The following is a 19,932-nucleotide window of genomic DNA, read 5'->3' on the forward strand; positions in this document are numbered from 1 at the left end:
AATGCGCTTTCACACCACGTCAGCCATGCTGCTGCTTGCCTCGCTCGCATCGGCGGCGCAAGCCCAGGACGCGCCGGCAACACCGGACAAGCCCGCGCACGAGCCGGTCAAGACGCTGCTCAAGGACCCGCACGACGGCGACTTCGACATGTCGCGCTGGCTGCTCGAGCACAAGGGCTTCCTGCCGGTGCCGATCATCATCACCGACCCCGCCCTGGGCACCGGCGGCGGCGTCGCCCTGACTTTCTTCCACCGGCCTGAGGGCGCGGCGACCACGCGCACCAGTGCCGACGGTCGCAAGACGATGGTGCCGCCGAACATCTATGGCTTCGGCGGCGTGCGCACGTCCAATGGCAGCAAGGCCTACGGCGGCGGCGCGATCCTGCATTTCAAGGACGACCAGTGGCGCTACCGCGGCGGTGTCGCCAAGACCGACATCAACCTCGATTTCTACACGCCGGGGCGGTTCCTGGCGCCGCAGAAGATCGGCTACAACATGGACGGCGTGATGTCGCTGCAGCAGGTGTTCAGGCGCGTGGGCGAGCAGGACCTGTTCGTCGGACTGGCCTGGATCTACATGGACCTGGACATCGGCTTCGACATCGATACCGACCGCAACCAGTTCACGCCGAAGGAGCTGAGCGAGCGCAGCTCGGGCCTGGGCCTGTCGCTGGAGTTCGATGACCGCGACAACTCGTTCACGCCCAACAGCGGCTGGCTGGGGATGATCGAGGGCAACTTCTACGACGACCTGATCGGCAGCGACAACGATTTCCAGAGCTACCGCGGCCACGCCTTCGGTTACCTGCCCTTCGGTAAGCTGTCGTCGGCGGACGAGCGCTTCGTTCTCGGTGGCCGTATCGATGCGCGCTGGGCCAATGGCGATGTGCCGTTCTACCGGCTGCCCTACATCGACCTGCGCGGCATCGGCTCGGCACGCTACCAGGACACCCGCGCGGCCACGCTGGAAACGGAACTGCGCTGGAACGTGACGCCGCGCTGGGCGCTGATCGGATTCGTCGGCGGCGGTCGCACCTGGGGCCGCCACAACAGCTTCGGCGACGGCCAGACCCAGGTCGCCAAGGGCACCGGCGTGCGCTACCTGCTCGCCCGGCAGCTCGGCCTGTACACCGGCATCGACTATGCCTGGGGCCCGGAGGACGAGACGTTCTACGTGCAGGTCGGCAGCGCCTGGCGCTGATCATCTCGTCCCAGCGCATTCCTCACGTCGCATTAGCGCCGCGTCGGTATCGTCGAAGCGAACCCAGCCGACACGGAGCAGGCAATGGCCGGACACCAGGACCGGAAGGATCCGCCCATTCATCGCTCGCGCAAATCCGACACCGTCAAACCCGATGACAAGGGCGCCGGCGAGCGGATGCGACGCAAGCGCCACGAGAGCGACAACCTGGACGAGGCGCTGCAGGAAACCTTTCCGGCCAGCGATCCGGTGTCGCCGTTCGTACCGGCCAGACCGAGGGACTGAATGCCGATGACCGGTGCGTTCGGTCGCGAGGCAGACCATCGCGGTCCGGTGGTGGACCTGGTGCTCATGCGCAAGCGCGGCATCCACGAAAAGGCGACCCGGCAGTGGGCCGCGCAGCGTCTGGCCGGTGTGCTCGGCGTGGACTACGGCGGCGAGTACTCAGAACTTACTTCCGACGGACCGCCTTACTTTGTTCCCGACCGTACCTTGCTGGCAGGGGAAGCAGCGCGCTTCGGCATCCACGGTCCTGACGACCTGTTCGGTGGCGTGGTGCCGTTCCCGTTCGTGGCGACAAAGTCGATCACGCACCCGTCGCCTGACGATGCGCGCGACCTTCCGCAGGGGTGGTCGCACGCATTGGGTGCGGCGCTGGCGCCGTTCGTGCTGCCGGGGCTGACCGTGTTCAACCTCGACGATGCACGACGCGCAGGACGCTCGCTGCTGGCCGCAGGTTCCGCGATCCGGACCAAGCCGGGCCAGGGCATCGGCGGCTCAGGCCAGCGCGTGGTCGCCACCCATGATGAACTCGACGCGGCGCTCGATGCACTCGATGACGATGCCATCCGCGAGGCCGGCCTCGTGCTCGAACTCAACCTGGCCACGGCCGTCACCTACAGCGTCGGCGTGTTGACGGTCGGTGGAATCGGCCTGGCCTATGTTGGCACGCAGCGGACCACGCGCAACCATGCCGGGCACGAGGTCTACGGCGGATCGACCTTGCGCTGCATGCGCGGCGGTCTCGAAGACCTGCTGCAGGCCACCGCCGACGAAGCCGGACGCCGCGCCGTCGCCGCCACGATCGGCTATGACCGCGAGGTCGGGCGCGCCTTTGCCCAGTTCTTCGCCTCCCGCCGCAACTACGACATCGTCATCGGCGAGGACAACGAAGGCACGGTGCGCTGCGGCGTGCTCGAACAATCGTGGCGCATCGGCGGCGCCTCGCCGGCGGAAGTACTGGCCCTGCAGGCGATGAGTGTCGATCCAGCGCTGGAGCGGATCTGCGTGTCATCGTGCGAGGTCTACGACCTGATCGATGTCCCGACCGGCGCCGGGATCTCCTTCCGCGGCGAGGACCCGGTGGTCGGAGCGATCACCAAGTACGGCATCGTCGAGGCCGACGATGCGCGGGCATGCGCCGCCACCGGCGGCAGCACGGTGCAAGGCAGCGAGCGTCATGGACATCCGGCTTGAGACCGTGGAGCTCGACGTCGAGGACGAGCGCATCTGCGGCACCGTCCTCTCTCCGGCCGCGCGCCTTCCCGGTGTGCTGTTCGTACACGGCTGGGGCGGCAGCCAGGAGCACGACCTGGTGCGCGCGCGCGAGGCCGCCGGCATCGGTTGCGTCTGCCTGACCTTCGACCTGCGCGGGCACGAGCGCACCGCGCGCCATTGGGAAAACGTGAACCGTCCGCAGAACCTGGCCGACCTGATCGCCGCCTACGACTGGCTGGTGCGGCGACCCAACGTCGATCCGACAGCGGTCGCGGTGGTGGGCATCAGCTACGGCGGCTACCTGGCCGCGCTGCTGACGGCGTTGCGCCCGGTGCACTGGCTGGCGCTGCGCTCGCCCGCGCTCTACAAGGACGAAGGCTGGGACCTGCCCAAGCTGCGCCTGCACGTCGACACCGACCTGCGTGCGTACCGGCGCAGCACGCTGCGCTGGGACCAGAACCGTGCCCTTCGCGCCTGCGCCGACTATCGCGGCCACGCGCTGCTGGTCGCCGCCGAACACGACGAGATCGTCCCCGAGGCGGTGATCGACAACTACGCCGAGGCCTTCCGCCACGCCCGCTCGCTGACCCGGCGCACGGTCGACGGCGCCGACCACGCCTTCACCGAGAAGCCCGCTCAGAAGGCCTATACCGCGATCCTGATCAAGTGGCTGAGCGAGATGATCATGGGCGCACGCGAGGAAGCCGCCGGGCTGCGCATGCGCGAGCGTGGCAAGCCCGAGCCTTCGCGCAACTGAGCGTCAGCCGCGCGGACCACACATGACAAAGCCCCTCTCCCGCGCAGCGCGGGAGAGGGGCTGCGTTGCGGTGGCCGCCTTACTTCCTGGCAACCGTCAACGCGGAGGCATCGACGCTCTTGACGCCCTTGATCTTCCTGGCGACGGCGACAGCCTTGTCGGCGCTCGCCTTGCTGTCGACGGTACCGGCGAGCTTGACCGTGCCATTGACGGTCTCGACGTCGATCGTCGTGCCCGGCACGTCGGCCGTGGCCATCAGGTCGGTCTTGACCTTGGTGGTGATCCAGGTATCGCTTGCAGGCTGCGACGAATCGCCTTCTTCGGCTTCCATGGCCTGGGCCTTGTCCTGCGCCAGCACCTGCATCGGCATGGCCACCGCGATCAACAGCGATGCGCCCGCGATCGTTGACAGTTTCGCCTTCATCCTCATGCATTCCTCCCGTTTCGATGTGGGGCCAGTGTGCGTAGACCGGCATGTACCGTTGCGTGAAGACATCGATAGCCGCGTGTTGACGCTGGGCTGGGGTTCATCGATGCGATTCCCGCGTGTACAGCCATGCATGCGACACCGCGTTGCACCAGCGGCGCTGCCGGCGTGACCAATGCCATGGTCACGGCCACCGGTTGCGGGCCAAGATGGCGGCGGCCCCAGCGAGTCTGACCACGATGACCTTGACCCGGATTTCCCTTGCCGCGTTGCTGTACTCCACCGCGCTGTCCGCAGCGGCCGCCGACGCCTGCCTTGCGCAGGCGGTGTCCCCGCTCGACGCCGGCGCGTTGAAGGGACAGATCGTCGTGTCCACGCTTGCGCCCGACGGAGCCCGCGACACGCGCGTGCTGGCGCCGCCTTCGGCAACGCCCTTGAAGGGCGACGAAGGTTTCCGCATCGCCAGCGTGACCAAGACCTATGTCGCCGCCACCGCGTTGCGCCTGCACGAAGCCGGCAAGCTCGACCTGCAATCGACGATCGACCAGTACCTGCCGGCGCAATGGATCGACCTGCTCAAGCGCGACGGTTATAGCCCCGGTGAGATGACCGTGCGCCAGCTGCTCAGCCATACCTCGGGCCTGGCCGACCACGCGCAGGCGCCGCAGTTCATCGCGGCGATCAAGGCCAACCCGGCGACGCAATGGACGCCGGCGGAGGACGTCGCGCACCTGGTCGAATGGACGCAGCCGGTCGGCAAGCCCGGCGAGAAGTACTCGTACTCCGACACCGGCTACATCCTGCTCGGCGCGATCATCGAGCGCGTCAGCGGCCAGCCGCTGCCAAAGGCGGTGCGCACGCAGCTCGCGCTGAGCGCCCGCGGCCTGCCCGACACCTGGTGGGAGCGCGCGGAACCGGCCCGCGGACGCACCCGCGCGCACCAGTTCTTCGAGGGCGACGACACCTACGACTGGGACCCGTCGATGGACCTGTTCGGCGGCGGCGGCATCGTCGCCACGCCCGCCGACATGGCGACCTTCTTCGACGCCCTGCTGGCCGGACGGGTCTTCAGGAACGGCGCCACGCTGGCGCTGATGCAGTCCCCGGTCGGCCTGCCCGCCGACAGCCCGTACCGCCTGGGCCTGCTCACCTACTCGTTCGACGGCGTCGCCGCGACCGGGCATTCCGGCTTCTGGGGGACGCTGGTGGTGCGCGAACCGGTCTCGGGCCGGACCATCGCCGGCGCTGTCACGCGCCGCGAGGAGTTCGACCAGCTCAAGGCGCTGGTCGGCCGCTACGTGGGCGCCGCCAATGCCGCCGCCCGTGCCGGCGGCAAGGGCGAATGCGGGCCGCCGCTACGCCCGGAGTAAACTGGCGGCATGAAGATCTTCAAGGCATTCACCCTGGAGGCAGCGCACCGCCTGCCGAACGTGCCCCCTGGGCACAAGTGCGAGCGCCTGCACGGGCACAGTTTCCGCATCGAGATCCATGTCGAGGGCGAGATCGACCCGCACGCCGGCTGGGTCATGGACTTCGGCGACCTCAAGGCCGCCTTCCAGCCGCTCTACGACCGCCTCGACCACCACTACCTCAACGACATCGAGGGCCTCGACAACCCGACCAGTGAACGCCTGGCCGTGTGGATCTGGGACAACCTCAAGCCGGCACTGCCTCTGCTGTCGGAAGTGGTGGTGCACGAGACCTGCACCTCCGGCTGCCATTACCGCGGCAGCTGATCGCTACTTCACCGTCGGCCGCAGCAGTGAGCCGAAGGTCAGGTACCACGAGCTCTCGCCATCGTCGTTGCCGCCGTAGGCCAGGAACATCGGCCCCAGCGGCGTGCTGAAACCGATGAAGAGACTGCCGGCGAGGATCAGGTCGTCGGCATCCACCTGCTCCTTGCTGAACCATGCGTTGCCTGTTTCCAGGCTGGCGCCGACGTACATCGGCAACGAGAACAGGCGGCTGGTATTGCCGGTTCGCCGATAGAGCACCGCGCGCGCCAGCGCGGTCTGGTTGCCGAACAGCGCGCGCTCGTCGAAGCCGGACAGGTTGAGGAATCCGCCGAGGAAGCCCTGGGTCTGGAAGAAGTTGTCGTCTTCCAGCGCGCTGCTCAGGCGTGCGCCGAGCAGCAGGTGGTAGCGGCCCCAGGCGCGCGCCCAGTCGGCGGTGAAGCGGGCGACGTTGCCTTCGACATCGGCGCCCATCACGTCGTAGTAGGTTTCCAGGTCGGCGCTGACGCGAATGCCCCGGGTCGGGAAATTGATGCTGTCCAGGGTGTCCCAGGTGGCGTTGTAGTCGATGCCGGCGTAGCCCTCCTTGCCGCCGCTGAAATCGTTGGGATTGCCGATCAGCAGGTCGGCGCGGTCGCGGCCGCGCAGCACCTGGGCGGAGATCCGCCATTCCGGTTCCGGCGAATAGCCGGCTTCCAGCGCGACTTCGCGGCGGTTGATGCGGAATTCCGCCAGCTGGTTGCCGTTGGCCCACAGCGGCAACGATTCGTTGCGCAGCTCCAGCGACGGCTTCAGGTAGAACTCGCCGGTTTCGCCGAAAGGCTGGTAGAACTCCGACAACAGGCCGGTGATGCGCCCCAGCCGCGCCACGTTGCGCCACTCGGCACCGAGGCTGTTGATGTTGTTGAACGTCAGTTCGGCCGAGACCATGTAGCTGTTGCGACCGTTGAAGTTGTCGTCGAGCTGGAAGCCGAGCTTGCCGAAGGCGCTCCACGGTTTGTCGACCGGGATGATCTCCAGGCCCACTTCGCCGTTGCGCTCGGCCAGGCGGTAGTCGATCTGCTGGAAGCGGCCGTCGCCGTAGGCGGTGCCGATGTCCTTCTCGACCTCGTCGACATCGAAGGGCTTGTCGATGTTCTCCGCCACTGCGCGTTCCACCTGGCGGTTGGCCGAGGGCGACCTGCCCTTGATGACGTCGAGGAACTGGACCAGCGCCGGATCGAAGTCGCGTCGCTGCTGGCGCGCGCGGTACGCGGTGTAGGAGGCCTCGTCGACGGACATCGTTCGCAGCTGCGGCAGCATGGCCTCGGCCGCGCGCTCACCGATCGCGATCGCTTCGGCGCCGCGGTTGAACTCCGAAGCGGTGATGTCGCCCAGCTCCGGGCGGATCAGCACGTCCTGGTCGCTCAGCGTGGCCAGCTGCGCACGCACTTTTTCGGCCATCAGCGCGCTGATCATCTGGTCCATGATCGCCAGCGGGTTGGTCAGCGTCTCCTCGGTGTGCAGCGGCGAGCCGACGTCGACCACGATCAGGCGCTGCGCGCCCATCTGCCGGACGACGTCGACCGGCACGTTGTCGGCCATGCCGCCGTCGACCAGCAGGCGGTTGTCGATGCGCACCGGCGCGAACGCGCCCGGCACCGACATGCTCGAGCGGATCGCCAGCGCCAGGTCGCCGTCCTCGAACACGACCTTGTCGCCGGTGATGATGTCGGCGGCGACGGCGCGGAACGGCACCGGCAACTGGTCGAAGTCCTTCACGTCCCACGTCGACAGCGTCAGCCGGCGCAACAGCAGCAGCAGCTTCTGCCCCTGCACGATGCCGACCGGCAGCACCACGCGGCCGTCGGCGTAACCGATCTCCAGGTCGAGCAGGTAGCGGAAGTCGGCATCCTTGCGCCGCATCGGCTGGCCCGCCCGCGGCGGGTCGTCGACGAACATGTCGCCCCAGTCGATGGTCTCGATCAGCGTTTCCATTTCGGCCGGGGTGTAGCCGGTCGCGTACAGGCCACCCACAATCGAACCCATGCTGGTGCCGGCGACCCGGCACACCGGGATGCGTTCGCGCTCGAGCACCTTCAGCACGCCGACATGGGCCGAGCCGCGGGCGCCGCCGCCGCCCAGCACCAGGCCCACGCAGGGGGGTTGCGCGGGCTGCTGGGCCAGGGCCGAAGCGACCGGAAGCAGGGTCAGCAGGGCCGCGAGGACCAAGGCGCCCAGACGGCCGGGGCCGTGCCGGGAGGCGGAATTCAGGAGGCGGGAGCAGGCGGGCACGAGGTCTCGCATCATCTTCTGGTCATCCTGGAAGGCCATCATCCCTGCTGCGGCGCATTCAGACCGTGACACGGGGCCCCGGGCGATCGCGTGACGCCAATTGTGCCAGCCGGGTCTGCCGGTCAGCGGCGTCCCGACCCTTTCCTGAACCCGCCCACCCGGTCATGTTGCACTGCAACACAGAACGGGTTATGCTGCACCGCACAATCCGAACTCCCTCCCCGGATTGATCCACCTATCGGAGTCAACCATGTACCAGCCGTTCAACGAGCAATTTGCCGCCGCGACGCGCCAGTTCGCGGAGACCGCCGCGCAGGTGAACCGTCTCGCGCTCGCCAATGCCGAGGCCGTGTTCGGCCTGCAGCTTGCCGCGATCGAAGACCGCGTCAACGCCACGTTCGCTTTCCTCGGCGAAGCCGCCGAAGTGCGTGACTTCGAAGCCGCCAAGTCGCTGCTGCCCAAGGGCGTGCAGGTGGCCCGCGAGAACCTCGAGCGCAGCGTCAGCACCGGCCAGGAAGTTTTCGGCCGCACGCTCAAGACCCACGGCGCGATCACCGAGCTGGCCAAGGCGCAGTTCGAGACCTCGGCCAAGGAAGTGCAGACGAGCGTCGACAACACCATCAAGGCCGCCAACAAGGCTGCCAAGTAAGTCCCGCTACACGAAACAGCTACCTCTCTCCAGGTTACTGATTTCCTTTATCTCTCCCCGCCAACCCCTCCCGGCGGTGGTTTGCAGACCCGGCAGCGAAAGCTGTCGGGTTTTCTTTTGTGCGCGCCATGACGCGGACGAACGGCTGGCCGACTGCGCGTCGCATCCGCGTTGCCTTCTGATGGAGCCCGACCCATGCGGTCGGTGCATTCAGCAACCGCAGTGCGCTGGGTTACGCGCACTGCCAGTGTCCAAGGCCAGGGAGCGGCACCATGCCCGACGTCTCCGACCATCTCAAAGCGGGATTCCACGGGCTGTCGCTCGACGAAGCCCTGCAGTTGCCCACCTCCGCCCTGCTGGGCGTCAGCGACGCGGCGGCGCTCGCGCTCAAGCGTATCGGCGTGCAGACGCTGTTCGACCTGGGTGCGTCGTGGCTGTTCGCCAACGCCAGCACGGCCATGGCGATTGCCACGGCCGAGCCCGGAACGTCCGAAGCGCACCTGCTGGAGCCACCGGCGCCGGAGGATCCGCAGGATCCTGGGCTGCGCCCGCTGCAGTCGCTGCGCGGAATTTCCGATGAGGATGCGGCGCAGATCACCCAGGCCCTTGCCGTCGAAACGATCCGCGAGTTCGCGCTGTGGCCGCCGCGCCTGGTCGCACACGGACTGATGAGCCAGGCCAGCGGTGCCGGCGTCGACGGCGAGGATGTCCATGCCGAGGCGCTGCGTCCGCGCCTGGGCGAATACCCGACCGAGCGCGTGTACTACGACTCGCTGGTGATGCTGGGCATGGCCGCCGGTTCCGACCAGCAACCACTGACGGGCACCATTTCGCTGCAGCCGGTCGTCGATGACCCGGCCGGCTTCGGCCAACCGGCCGTGGGCGCGCTGGTGACGCTGTCGCAGTCCTGGTATGCCAAGGGCATCACCCTGGGCCACATGCTGCATTCACTCGCCCTCGCACCGGGCGAAGCAACCCGCATCGCGGTGATCGACTGGTCGCGACGCACGCGTGCCAGCGTATCGGAGAGCATCGAGGAAGCCGAGGCACTCGACAGCGCCAGCGAGCACTCGCGCGCGATCAGCGAGGTCCAGAACGCGGTCGCCAACGAGATGCAGTCCGGCGGCTCGATGAGTTCGGGTTGGGCCAAGTCGACCAGCAAGGGCAAGTCGGGCGGCTTCAGCATTGGCGGCGGCGTCGCCGGCGCCGTCAGCGGCGTGACCGGCGCACTGGGCTTCGGTGGCGGCAGCGCCAGTTCGTCGCAGTCGTCGGAAACCAACAGCGAGGCCAGCAGCAGTTCGTGGTCGATCGGCAACCGCTCGGTCATGGCCGAGATGTCGCAGCGCGTGAACGACCGCACCGAGCAGCACTCCACCTCGGTGCGCAACCGTCGTGCCTCGGCCGTGCGCGAGGTGTCGCAATCGGAGCACGAGGAAGTCAGCACGCGCGTGGTCGCCAACTACAACCACATGCACGCACTGACGATCCAGTACTACGAGGTCGTCCAGGTCTACCGCGTGCTGGTGCAGGTGCATTCGGTGCAGCGGGTGCTGTTCCTGCCGTTCCAGCTGCTGGACTTCAGCACCGACAGCGCCGCCGACGTGGTCGCGCGCTTCCGCGGGCAGTTGCTCGGTGCCGCGCTGAGCGAGCGCGTGGTATCGCTGCTGCTCGATGACCGCGGTGCGGTCGAGATCCGTTCGGCCATCCGCGTGCAGTTGCCGCCGATCTTCAGCGATGTCGTGCTGGCCGGCGGCGGAGCCGCCACCACGCTGATGGCGCGCTCGGTCGCGGGCAGCGAGAGCACGCCTCCCGCCCCGCCGCCGACACCGCCGACCACGCCACCGACGACGACCGGCGGCGGCGTGCTGACCGCGCCGGGGCCGGCCACCGCGCTGGTACGTCGCATCACCAGTCCCGGTCCCGTGCTCGATACCGTCGCCGGCGACGTGGAGCTGGTGGCGGTTTCCTTCGATGGCGTCCGCGTCGACCGCGTGCGCCTGGACCAGGCCGGCGTGCCTGCCGATGCCACCACCTTCGCCGTACCCAACACCACCTTCCAGGTCGACTTTCCCGGCGGCCTGCCGCTGCGCAACGTCACCGCCATCCACATCAGCAAGATCGACGCCGAGGCCGACGCCGGGACCATGACGCTGCACTACCGCACCGCCACCCAGCAGCTGGCGTTGCCGGTGCCGCTGGACCTGCCGGCGGGCACGGCGATGCAGAAAGTCGCCTTCCTCGCCGCCGACCCGGCCAATCGCAAGAATGAACTGATGGCGCACCTGCAGGCCAACCGCTCCTACTACACGCAGGCGGTGCTGGCGAACATCGACACCGCGACGCTGGTGATGCTGTTGTCGCGCTTCACCTGGAAGGGCAAGCCGCTGGTCGACCAGGTCGAGCCGAAACCGCTGGCGATGACCGGCAACTACCTGGTGCTGCGCGCGCCGGTGGAGGACAACGAAGCCTCCGGCATTGACGACACCACCTGGGGCGCGCTGCTCAGCGACCGCTCGCTGACGCTGGCGCAACGCGACGACCGCCTGGTGCCGATCCCGACCGGCGGCGTGTTCGCCGAAGCCGTGCTGGGACGCTCGAACTCGGCCGAGAAGCTCGACATCACGCGCTTCTGGAACTGGCAGGACTCGCCAATTCCGCTGCAACCTACGGAAATCGCCCCGATCAACACCGGCAGCCGTGGCAGCACTGAAGACCTGCGGCCGGGCCAGCTCGGCGCGCCGGTGCTCAATGTCCTCAATCCCACCTCGCTGCCCGACCCTGCCGGCCTGGGCGCGGCCATGACCGCGCTGGCCAACGGCAGCATGTTCCGCGACATGAGCGGACTGGCCGGCACGCAGGCGCTGGCCCAGGCCGCGTCGTCGGGCACGCTGGATGCCGCAACCGAAGCCGGCCGGATCGCAAGCACCAACCTCAAGACGGTCACCGACCAGGCTGTGGCCATGGGCCAGGCGGCAGCAGACATGTGGAAGACGGCACAGGCCAACAAGCCCGGTGGTGGCGGTGGTGGCGGTGGCGGCGGCGCGACCGGTTCGAGCGTTTCCGCCGATGGCGCACGCATCAACCATGGCCGCGACATGGACCAGCGCGGCGTTCCCGGCGCTGCCGGCACCGCATCAGGCGGTGCAACCGGCGGCGCATCCGGCGGTGGCTTCAAGGTCACGGAACAGCAAAGCGAGTTCCAGGCAGCCGGCGGCGGCGGCACCAGCGGCTCGGGCTTTGTCGCGCCGATCTCGCGGGAGTTGGCATTCGCCGACACCGCGGCCACCGGCGTATCGCCGAGCCTGCTTGCGGGAACCACGCAGGCCCTGAACTCCGCATCCACCACCGCCCTGGCATCCATGGGCTCGATCGGCCTTCCGCTGGTGGCGGCCAAGATGCTCGAGCTGTTGCTGCTCAAGGTGTTCAAGGACGACGTCAATGCATCGGGCATGTCGTTGCAGGGTGTCACCCTGCATCCGATGCGGGAGCACAAGCATGGTGGCGCGTTCAGCGGCCTCTTCATGGCCTGGACCAACAGCGCAACCGACGTCTACGTTGATGTGGACACCTACATTGCGCTGGTGAACCTGGCGCACAGCAACGGCAGGACGCCTGCCGATGCCGAACTGCTGACGCGCGGCCTGATGGTCGCCGTGCTGCGCCATGAGGCGATCCACGTCGCCCAGTTCAAGCAGTCCGGCCGCCCACAGGACTTCAAGGCGATGCTCGACTTCGAGCGCGCAGCGTACGGATGCACGCCACCTCCGGCGCCCCACCCCAACAACAGCCGAGGCTGGCTGGCCGACACCACCGCCGCAGGGGCCAGGCACTTCTACGTCAACGTGATGAAGATGACCGACGCCGACGCCACCATCGTGATCACGAAGCTGAAGACCTCGTTCGACCAGACCTGCGCTTCGCTCGACATCATCAGCGGCGAGACGGACCCCAGTCCGACCGCGCTCAGCTTCAAGATCAAGGTGGGGATGATCGACAAGGAACTGCTGCCTGAAAGCCTGGACCTCAATTCGCCGAAGCCCTACACCATCAACGAGCTCTATAAAGACAAGTAGGGCCGTGGGACGACAGCAACGTCCATGGATTCCCGCCTTCGCGGGAATGACGAGTCGAGGGCAACGTCCATGGATTCCCGCCTTCGCGGGAATTACGGGCGGTTGATGACCCCTCTCCCGTTTACGGGAGAGGGGTTGGGGTGAGCGCCACCGAAGACCTGGCAATGAATTGCCGAAGCGTCGTCCGCCGGGTCGGGGATTGCGCAGCAGTGGGCCATGGATGGCCCACGCCCCGCCTTCGGACAGGATGTCCGACGAAGGGGCGGAGCAATCCCCGGCCCGGCGGACGACGCCACTCCGCAGACTGGGCGACCACAGCGTGCGCCGCAGGGGAACGACACTGGGGCTCAAGCTGAAGACGCCAAAAACAAACAGCCCGCCAATTGGCGGGCTGTTTTCATTCGCAGTGCGTGCAGCGATCAGGTCGCCGGTCGCGTCAGCGGCTCTTCTTCGTCGTCGTGGACCAGCACCGGCTTCTCGTCGAGCTTGTCGCCCAGCACACGGCGCACCGCCACGTAGAACACCGGGATCAGCAGCAGACCCAGGAACGTAGCGAAGATCATGCCGCCGATCACACCCGTGCCGATCGCATGGCGCGAGTTGGCGCCCGCGCCGCTGGAGATGGCCAGCGGGAACACGCCCATGATGAAAGCGAACGACGTCATCAGGATCGGACGGAAGCGCAGGTGCGCCGCCTCGATCGTCGCCTCGCGCAGCGTCTTGCCATGCTGGCGCTGCTCGATCGCGAACTCGACGATCAGGATCGCGTTCTTCGCCGCCAGGCCAATCACCGTGATCAGGCCGATCTTGAAGTAGATGTCGTTGGGCAGGCCACGCATCAGCGAGAACAGCACCGCGCCCAGCGCACCCAGCGGCACCACCAGCAACACCGCCACCGGCACCGACCAGCTCTCGTACAACGCCGCCAGACACAGGAACACCACCAGGATCGACAACGCCAGCAGCGCAGGCGCCTGGTTGCCCGAGAGGATTTCCTGGTAAGACTGGCCCGTCCAGTCATAACCGAAACCTTCCGGCAGGTCCTCCTCGACGATCTTCTGCATCTCGTTCATCGCCTCGCCCGAGCTGTGGCCCGGCGCCTGCGAACCGACGATCTCCACTGCCGAGTAACCGTTGTAACGGGTCAGCGACGGCGATGCGGTGATCCAGTGGCTCTTGACCACGTTCGACAACGGAATCATCGCGCCGTTGGGATCGGTGTCGTCGGCATCGCCATTGGGGCTGGGCGTGTAGAAGTTCGCCAGCGAACCCGGGCCGGTGCGGTACGGCGCATCGGCCTGCATGGTCACGCGCTTGACGCGGCCGGAGTCGACGAAGTCGTTGACGTACACCGGCGCCAGCATCAGCTGGATCGAGTTGTAGATGTCCGACACCGACAGGCCCATCGACTGCGCCTGCACGCGATCGACGTCGAGCTTGAGCTGCGGCGCCTCCTCGAGCTGGTTCGGGCGCACCGCGGTCAGCGCCGGGTTCTGGTTGGCCTTGCCCAGCAGCGTGTTGCGCGCCTCTGCCAGCGCGTCACGGCCCTTGCCCGCACGGTCCTGCAGGTACATGTCGAAACCGCCGAACTGGCCCAGGCCGCTGACCGTGGGCAGGTTGATCACGAAGATCTGCGCATCGCGGATGCCATACAGCGCCATGTTGGCGTTCTGGATGAACTCGCTGGCGGTGACCTTGCGATCCTCCCACGGCTTGAGGCGGATGAAGGCGATGCCGACGTTCTCGCCCTGGCCGACGAAGCTGAAGCCGGAAACCTGGAAGATACCGTCGAAGCCGTCCTGCTTCTGCATGGTCTCGCGGACCTGGTCGAGCACGGCGTTGGTGCGCGTGATCGAAGCGCCCGGAGGCAGGCCGATCAGGGCGATCGCATAGCCCTGGTCTTCCTCGGGCAGGAAGCTGCCCGGCATGCGCGTGAACAGGAATCCGCACAGCACCACCAGCAGGCCGAACACCATCATCCAGCGCGGCGTGTGCTTGATCGCGCCGCCGATGTGGCCGATGTAGGTGCTGCTGACCTTGTCGTACAACTTGTTGAAGTTGCGGAAGACGAAGTTGTCGCGGTGGTGGTCGGCGGTCGGCTTGAGCAGCGTCGCGCACAGCGCCGGAGTGAAGCCCAGTGCCAGGAACGCCGAGAAGAACATCGCCATCGCAATGGTGATGGCGAACTGCTTGTAGATCTCGCCGGCCGAGCCGCCCTGGAACGCCGACGGGATGAACACCGCCGCCAGCACCACGGTGATCGCCACGACCGCGCCGCTGATCTGGCTCATCGACTTGCGCGTGGCCGCCTTCGGCGACAGGCCTTCCTCGGTCATGATGCGTTCGACGTTCTCGATCACCACGATCGCGTCGTCGACCACGATGCCGATCGCCAGCACCATGCCGAACAGGCTGAGCTGGTTGATCGTGAAGCCGATGAAGTACATGCCCAGGAACGTGCCGAGCAGCGCGATCGGGATGACCAGGGTCGGGATGAGCGTCGCGCGCAGGTTCTGCAGGAAGATCAGCATCACCAGGAAGACGAGCACGATCGCTTCGAACAGGGTCTTGATCACTTCCTTGATCGAGACCGAGACGAAGGTCGAGCTGTCATACGGCGAGAACCAGTTCACGCCCGGCGGGAAGGTGCTCTGCAGCTCTTCCATGCGCTTGTACACGGCCTCGGCCACGCCCAGCGCGTTGGCGCCCGGCGCCAGCTGGATGGCGAATCCGGCGGCCGGCTTGCCGTCCCAGCGGCTGTCGAAGCCGTAGGAGGTCGCGCCCAGGCCAATGCGTGCCACGTCCCTCAGGCGCACGCTGGTGCCGTCGGTGTTGGTGCGCAGGATGATGTTGCCGAACTGCTCGGGCGTGCTGAAGCGGCCTTCGGCCGACACCGTCGCGGTGAACGCCTGCCCGGCCGGTGCCGGGTCGGCGCCGATCTTGCCGGCGGCGAACTGCACGTTCTGGCCGCGCACGGCGGTCAGCACCTGCGTCGCCGACAGGCCGAAGCCGCGCAGCTTGTCCGGGTTCAGCCAGATGTTCATGGCGTATTCGCTGCCGAACAGCTGGGTGCTGCCGACGCCCGGCACGCGCGCGATCTGGTCAAGCACGCGCGAACCGATGATGTCGCTGAGGCTGTCGCGATCGAAGCGTTCGCTGTCGGCGCGCAGTGCGACCACCATCAGGAAGCCGGCGTTGGCCTTGGCCACCACCACACCCTGCTGGGTCACTTCGGTCGGCAGTCGCGGCGTGGCCAGGGCGACCTTGTTCTGCACCTGCACCTGGGCGATGTCCGGGTCGGTGCCCGGCGCGAACGTCAGGGTGATGTTGGAACCGCCGCTCGAACTCGACGACGAGTTGAAGTAGACGAGGTTGTCGATGCCGGTCAGCTGCTGCTCGATCACCTGCGTGACCGCGCCTTCAGCCGTTTCCGCGCTCGCGCCCGGATACGACGCCGACACGGTGACCTGCGGCGGGGCGATGCTCGGATACGACTCGACGCCGAGGTTGAAGATCGCCAGCACGCCGCACAGCGATATCAGGATCGCGATGACCCAGGCGAAAACCGGGTGGTTGATGAAGAATCTGGACATGGCAGGGGATCAGTCCTTGTTTGCCTGCGCCTCGGCGGCAGGCTTGGCGGCAGGCTTGGCGTCCTGGGCAGGCTTGCCGTCAGCGGCGACCGGCGCGGCCTTCGCCGGCTGGCCCGGCGTTGCGCGCTGGATGCCCGAGACGATGACCTGGTCGCCAGCGGCCAGGCCGTTGCTCACGACCCAGCTGTCGCCCTGCAGGCGATCGGTGGTGACGTCCTTGCGCGCGACCTTGCCGTCGCTGCCGACCACCAGCACGTACGCGCTCTTGGCATCGCGCAGCAGGCCGACCTGCGGCACGAGGTAGGCGTTGGCCTGCTCGCCAAGCGTCGCCTTCAGCGTCACGTAGGTGCCGGGCAGCAGGTTCTTGTCCGGGTTGGGGATGCGCGCGCGCATCGCGATTGCGCCGGTGGCCGGATCGACCACGTCGCCGGAGAAGTCCATCGTGCCGGTGCGCTGGTACGTGCTGCCGTCGGGCAGGATCACCTCGACCTGGCCCTCGCCGGTGCCGGCGCCGGTGCGGGCGCGGCGGATCTGCTCGAGTTCGGTGACGCTGACCGAGAAGTTCACGTACAGCGGATCGATCTGGTCGACGGTGGTCAGCAGCGTCGCCGTGTCCTGGCCGACCAGCGCGCCCTCGGTGACCTGCTGCTTGCCGGCGCGACCGCTGATCGGTGCGCGCACGGTGGCGTAGCCCAGGTTGATGCGGGCGTCGGCGAGCGCTGCCTGCGCCTGCTTCACCGCCGCGGCGGAGCTGCGCTCGGCGGCCAGGGCGTTGTCGAGATCGGACTGCGAAACGAACTTCTGCGGTGCCAGGCGGCGGGCGCGATCGGCGGCGGCCTTGGCGTTGGCGTAGCTCGCCTCCGCTGCCGCGAGCGCGGCCTGCGACTGGCCCGTCGATGCCTGCAGCTGGTCAGGATCGATCTGGAACAGCACCTGCCCCGCCTTCACGTCGGTGCCTTCTGCGTACAGGCGCTGCTTGAGCACGCCCGGCACGCGGGCACGCACGTCGGCGCTGCGGAACGCGGCCAGGCGGCCGACGAGGTCCTTCTGCAGCGGCACGTTGCCGGGCTGCAGCTTGACGACGCCAACTTCCGGAGGAGGCATGCCGCCCCCCTGTGCCTGATCCTTGCCGCCACAGGCGGTGAGTGCGAGGGCCAACGCGGCGGCCATTGCCACCGAGCGCGGGTTCTTGACCATGGGGGAGGACTCCGGTTCCGTCATGTACGAGCGATGATGCTCAGATTGGTTTAATTCCTATACCGCCCAGTCTAGCATTCTGAGTTTTCCGCCCACCCCCCAGAAGTCACGCGAAGGGTGATCAGGCCGGATCAGGCACAAGAAGACGCAGTGCCGGCCGCTTCAAGCGCCGGTTCAAACACTGGTTCAAGCGCCGGCCGGCGCCAGCAGGTGTGCGAGCGCGGACGGATCGGGCCGGTCGCGGAACGGCAAGCGTCCCCAGCACGGTATCGGCAAGCGATGCCGTAGCAGTGTGAAGTTGTCGTCGGCGCGCGCCATGTGCGGATCGATGTCGTTGCCGATCCAGCCGACCAGATTCAGTCCATCCGAAGCGATCGCGCGCGCGGTCAGTCGCGCATGGTTGATGCAGCCCAGGCGCAGGCCGACCACCATCACCACCGGCAAATCCAGCGCGCGCACCAGGTCGGCCTGGTCGAGATCGGCCGACAGCGGCGCGGCCCAGCCACCCACGCCTTCCACCACCACGGCATCGGCCATCGCCGACAGCCGCGCGTGCGCCTCCAGGATCGGCTGCAGCCGCACCGTCACGCCGGCATCGGCAGCGGCAAGCTCCGGCGCCAGCGGTTGCAGCAGCGCATAGGGATTGACGTCGTCATAGGCCGGGCGCGGCTCGCTGGCCGCCTGCAGCAGCAGCGCGTCTTCGTTGCGCAGACCGTCGGCGGTGACCTCGCAGCCGCTGGCGAGCGGCTTCATCCCGACCGCCCGCAGGCCGCGCGCGCGCAGCGCGTGCAGCAGGGTCGCACTCGCCAGGGATTTGCCGATGCCGGTGTCAGTGCCGGTGACGAACCATCCGCGGCCATCGGGCCTGTTCATCGCCGGCCCCCGGGCCGCACGCTGGTAGACTGCGGGAAAGAGGCATTTATGTTCACCAGCGAAAGTCTAAGCGGGCCCAAGCCCGAACAGTACGCACAGTTGCTCGAGCAGGCGCGGGCGCTGGTGCATGGCGAACGCGACCGCGTGGCCAATGCCGCCAACCTGTCGGCCCTGGTCTACCACTCGCTGCCGGGCCTGAACTGGGTCGGCTTCTATCTGTTCGATGGCACCGAACTGGTGGTCGGCCCGTTCCAGGGCCTGCCCGCCTGCATCCGGATTCCCCTCGACAAGGGCGTCTGCGGGGCCGCCGCGACCACCCGCCAGACCCAGCGGATCGCCGACGTCCACGCCTTCCCTGGCCACATTGCGTGCGATTCTGCGTCTAACTCCGAACTGGTCGTGCCACTTGTGGGGGGGGATGGCCAGCTGATCGGCGTGTTCGATCTGGACAGCCCGCACTTCGACCGCTTCGATGCCGACGACCAGCGCGGCCTGGAAGCGATTGCCCAGGCCTTCGTGGAGTCGCTGGCATGAATATCGGTAAGAGCGGGGAAAAAGGCGCAGACAAGCTGCGCAACATCGGTCCCAAGTCGGCGGCCTGGTTGCGCCAGGTAGGGCTGCGCTCGCGCGAGGACCTGGCCGCGGTCGGCACGGTCGAGGCGTTCATGCGGGTCAAGCGCGCCGGCTTCAAGCCGACGCTGAACCTGCTGTACGCCATCGAAGGCGCGCTGCAGGACTGCCATTGGCAGGAGATTCCCGACGAACGCCGCGGCGAACTGATCGCTGCGACCGAAGCGGCGATCGCCCTGCTGCCGCCGCCGCGCTACCGCCCGCCCGCGGGCCCGGTGACGACGACGCAGATCGCCGAAGAGCCGACGATGGCCATGCCGTCGCTGCTGGACGAGCCGGCGGAGCGGGACTGAGGTTTTGCCACCCGGGTAAGGGCAAGGGCCGCAACCGGGGACGCGTCCGGCTTTCCCGGGTGCGCTTCGCTTACCCGGGCTACGCCCCTGGATCCTGCCTTCGCGGGGATGACGACCTCATCTCCGTCATCCCGGCGAATGCCGGGATCCATTCACCGTCCGCAGACCGGGCAATCAATTGCCGAAGCGTCGTCCGGCGGGTCGGGGATTGCGCAGCAGTGGGCCATGGATGGCCCACGCCCCGCCTTCGGACAGGATGTCCGACGAAGGGGCGGAGCAATCCCCGGCCCGCCGGACGGCGCCGCCCCGAAGACGAAAGCCTCAGCCGGGAACGAAACGCCACACGTTTGCGACGTCGGCGCGATGGTTATTTGGGCAGCACCAGCCTTATCGCGTAGACTGCGCCCCGCTTCGAGGTGACCCGGCGGCGTCCTGCCGGCGGGTTGAAACGGGAAGCCGGTGACATCCCCGCAGGGACCATTCCGGCACTGCCCCCGCAACGGTAAGCGAGTACAAGCGCTGCAACCGCCACTGTGCATGACACGGGAAGGCGCGGCGCCGGAGAGCACAGCCCTCCACTCGCGAGTCCGGAGACCGGCCTGGAAGCAGGGACACGCGCCCGTACAGAACTGTACGGCGCCGGCCCACCCCTGGTTGCGATGCGGAGGGCATCGCGGCGGCGACGTTGGCGCCGTGCGCCCACACCGCAGCCCCGTGCACTCTCCTCGCGACATT

15 protein-coding genes and 1 riboswitch are annotated in these 19,932 nt (G+C 67.7%); of the genes, 10 read left to right on the forward strand and 5 right to left on the reverse strand.

Going from position 1 to position 19,932, the window contains the following annotated elements; translation table 11 throughout:
- Window position 1: 1 nt before the first annotated feature.
- The 4 genes from MNR01_RS08615 to MNR01_RS08630 all read left to right on the forward strand — a co-directional run bounded on the left by MNR01_RS08615 (window position 2) and on the right by MNR01_RS08630 (window position 3,455).
- The gene (locus tag MNR01_RS08615) at window positions 2-1,201 is read left to right on the forward strand and encodes a BamA/TamA family outer membrane protein (protein WP_241920482.1); all 1,200 of its coding nucleotides are present in this window, start codon (window positions 2-4) and stop codon (window positions 1,199-1,201) included.
- Window positions 1,202-1,285: 84 nt separating this feature from the next.
- Entirely contained in the window at window positions 1,286-1,486 is a 201-nt protein-coding gene (locus tag MNR01_RS08620) for a hypothetical protein (protein ID WP_241920483.1), read from the forward strand.
- On the forward strand, window positions 1,487-2,677 hold the full coding sequence (locus MNR01_RS08625) for a DUF3182 family protein (protein WP_241920484.1): 1,191 nt from the start codon (window positions 1,487-1,489) through the stop codon (window positions 2,675-2,677).
- Window positions 2,661-3,455, forward strand: coding sequence for an alpha/beta fold hydrolase (locus tag MNR01_RS08630; protein ID WP_241920485.1), 795 nt, complete (start codon window positions 2,661-2,663; stop codon window positions 3,453-3,455). Before MNR01_RS08625 ends, MNR01_RS08630 begins: the two co-directional genes overlap by 17 nt.
- Window positions 3,456-3,534: 79 nt before the next feature.
- Here MNR01_RS08630 and MNR01_RS08635 read toward each other — a convergent pair whose 3' ends face one another.
- On the reverse strand, window positions 3,535-3,825 hold the full coding sequence (locus MNR01_RS08635; protein WP_241920573.1) for a BON domain-containing protein: 291 nt from the start codon (window positions 3,823-3,825) through the stop codon (window positions 3,535-3,537).
- 302 nt (window positions 3,826-4,127) lie between these two features.
- On the opposite strand from MNR01_RS08635, the gene MNR01_RS08640 reads away from it, so the two are divergent.
- Window positions 4,128-5,252, forward strand: a complete 1,125-nt coding sequence (locus MNR01_RS08640) for a serine hydrolase domain-containing protein (protein ID WP_241920486.1) — start codon at window positions 4,128-4,130, stop codon at window positions 5,250-5,252.
- Between the two features lie 9 nt (window positions 5,253-5,261).
- The gene (gene queD / locus MNR01_RS08645; RefSeq protein WP_241920487.1) at window positions 5,262-5,618 is read left to right on the forward strand and encodes a 6-carboxytetrahydropterin synthase QueD; all 357 of its coding nucleotides are present in this window, start codon (window positions 5,262-5,264) and stop codon (window positions 5,616-5,618) included.
- A 3-nt stretch (window positions 5,619-5,621) separates the two neighbouring features.
- Here the strand turns inward: queD and MNR01_RS08650 are convergent, their stop codons facing one another.
- Entirely contained in the window at window positions 5,622-7,826 is a 2,205-nt protein-coding gene (locus tag MNR01_RS08650) for a patatin-like phospholipase family protein (RefSeq protein WP_241920488.1), read from the reverse strand.
- Window positions 7,827-8,139: 313 nt separating this feature from the next.
- On the opposite strand from MNR01_RS08650, the gene MNR01_RS08655 reads away from it, so the two are divergent.
- A complete protein-coding gene (locus tag MNR01_RS08655) occupies window positions 8,140-8,538 on the forward strand; it encodes a phasin family protein (RefSeq protein ID WP_158732293.1) in 399 nt (132 codons plus the stop codon).
- Between the two features lie 272 nt (window positions 8,539-8,810).
- Window positions 8,811-12,611, forward strand: a complete 3,801-nt coding sequence (locus MNR01_RS08660; RefSeq protein ID WP_241920489.1) for a hypothetical protein — start codon at window positions 8,811-8,813, stop codon at window positions 12,609-12,611.
- Between the two features lie 419 nt (window positions 12,612-13,030).
- Here the strand turns inward: MNR01_RS08660 and MNR01_RS08665 are convergent, their stop codons facing one another.
- From MNR01_RS08665 to bioD, 3 genes are all read right to left on the reverse strand, one after another.
- Window positions 13,031-16,204: an efflux RND transporter permease subunit gene (locus MNR01_RS08665; RefSeq protein ID WP_241920490.1), complete on the reverse strand. Its 3,174-nt coding sequence runs from the start codon at window positions 16,202-16,204 to the stop codon at window positions 13,031-13,033.
- A gap of 9 nt (window positions 16,205-16,213) precedes the next feature.
- Window positions 16,214-17,401 carry an efflux RND transporter periplasmic adaptor subunit gene (locus MNR01_RS08670; protein ID WP_241920491.1) on the reverse strand — a complete coding sequence of 396 codons (1,188 nt, stop codon included), beginning with the start codon at window positions 17,399-17,401 and terminating at the stop codon, window positions 16,214-16,216.
- 186 nt (window positions 17,402-17,587) lie between these two features.
- The gene (gene bioD / locus MNR01_RS08675) at window positions 17,588-18,274 is read right to left on the reverse strand and encodes a dethiobiotin synthase (RefSeq protein ID WP_241920492.1); all 687 of its coding nucleotides are present in this window, start codon (window positions 18,272-18,274) and stop codon (window positions 17,588-17,590) included.
- A gap of 48 nt (window positions 18,275-18,322) precedes the next feature.
- Between bioD and MNR01_RS08680 the strand changes: the two genes are divergently transcribed.
- Together MNR01_RS08680 and MNR01_RS08685 are read left to right on the forward strand one after the other, a co-directional pair.
- The gene (locus MNR01_RS08680; RefSeq protein ID WP_200608788.1) at window positions 18,323-18,808 is read left to right on the forward strand and encodes a GAF domain-containing protein; all 486 of its coding nucleotides are present in this window, start codon (window positions 18,323-18,325) and stop codon (window positions 18,806-18,808) included.
- Window positions 18,805-19,197 (forward strand): TfoX/Sxy family protein, encoded by a 393-nt coding sequence (locus MNR01_RS08685; RefSeq protein WP_241920493.1) that lies wholly within the window; start codon window positions 18,805-18,807, stop codon window positions 19,195-19,197. Before MNR01_RS08680 ends, MNR01_RS08685 begins: the two co-directional genes overlap by 4 nt.
- Window positions 19,198-19,594: 397 nt before the next feature.
- Window positions 19,595-19,815, forward strand: a riboswitch (cobalamin riboswitch).
- Window positions 19,816-19,932: the final 117 nt, after the last annotated feature.

This window comes from Lysobacter sp. S4-A87, from assembly GCF_022637455.1.
Taxonomy (GTDB): domain Bacteria; phylum Pseudomonadota; class Gammaproteobacteria; order Xanthomonadales; family Xanthomonadaceae; genus Lysobacter_J.

What these genes read in the sequence shown, in the direction of transcription:
- MNR01_RS08615 (WP_241920482.1), top strand. Translation starts at nt 2, where the DNA reads ATGCGCTTTCACACCACGTCAGCCATGCTGCTGCTTGCCTCGCTCGCA.
- MNR01_RS08620 (WP_241920483.1), top strand. Translation starts at nt 1,286, where the DNA reads ATGGCCGGACACCAGGACCGGAAGGATCCGCCCATTCATCGCTCGCGC.
- MNR01_RS08625 (WP_241920484.1), top strand. Translation starts at nt 1,487, where the DNA reads ATGCCGATGACCGGTGCGTTCGGTCGCGAGGCAGACCATCGCGGTCCG.
- MNR01_RS08630 (WP_241920485.1), top strand. Translation starts at nt 2,661, where the DNA reads ATGGACATCCGGCTTGAGACCGTGGAGCTCGACGTCGAGGACGAGCGC.
- MNR01_RS08635 (WP_241920573.1), bottom strand. Translation starts at nt 3,825, where the DNA reads ATGCCGATGCAGGTGCTGGCGCAGGACAAGGCCCAGGCCATGGAAGCC.
- queD (WP_241920487.1), top strand. Translation starts at nt 5,262, where the DNA reads ATGAAGATCTTCAAGGCATTCACCCTGGAGGCAGCGCACCGCCTGCCG.
- MNR01_RS08655 (WP_158732293.1), top strand. Translation starts at nt 8,140, where the DNA reads ATGTACCAGCCGTTCAACGAGCAATTTGCCGCCGCGACGCGCCAGTTC.
- MNR01_RS08660 (WP_241920489.1), top strand. Translation starts at nt 8,811, where the DNA reads ATGCCCGACGTCTCCGACCATCTCAAAGCGGGATTCCACGGGCTGTCG.
- MNR01_RS08665 (WP_241920490.1), bottom strand. Translation starts at nt 16,204, where the DNA reads ATGTCCAGATTCTTCATCAACCACCCGGTTTTCGCCTGGGTCATCGCG.
- MNR01_RS08670 (WP_241920491.1), bottom strand. Translation starts at nt 17,401, where the DNA reads ATGGTCAAGAACCCGCGCTCGGTGGCAATGGCCGCCGCGTTGGCCCTC.
- bioD (WP_241920492.1), bottom strand. Translation starts at nt 18,274, where the DNA reads ATGAACAGGCCCGATGGCCGCGGATGGTTCGTCACCGGCACTGACACC.
- MNR01_RS08680 (WP_200608788.1), top strand. Translation starts at nt 18,323, where the DNA reads ATGTTCACCAGCGAAAGTCTAAGCGGGCCCAAGCCCGAACAGTACGCA.
- MNR01_RS08685 (WP_241920493.1), top strand. Translation starts at nt 18,805, where the DNA reads ATGAATATCGGTAAGAGCGGGGAAAAAGGCGCAGACAAGCTGCGCAAC.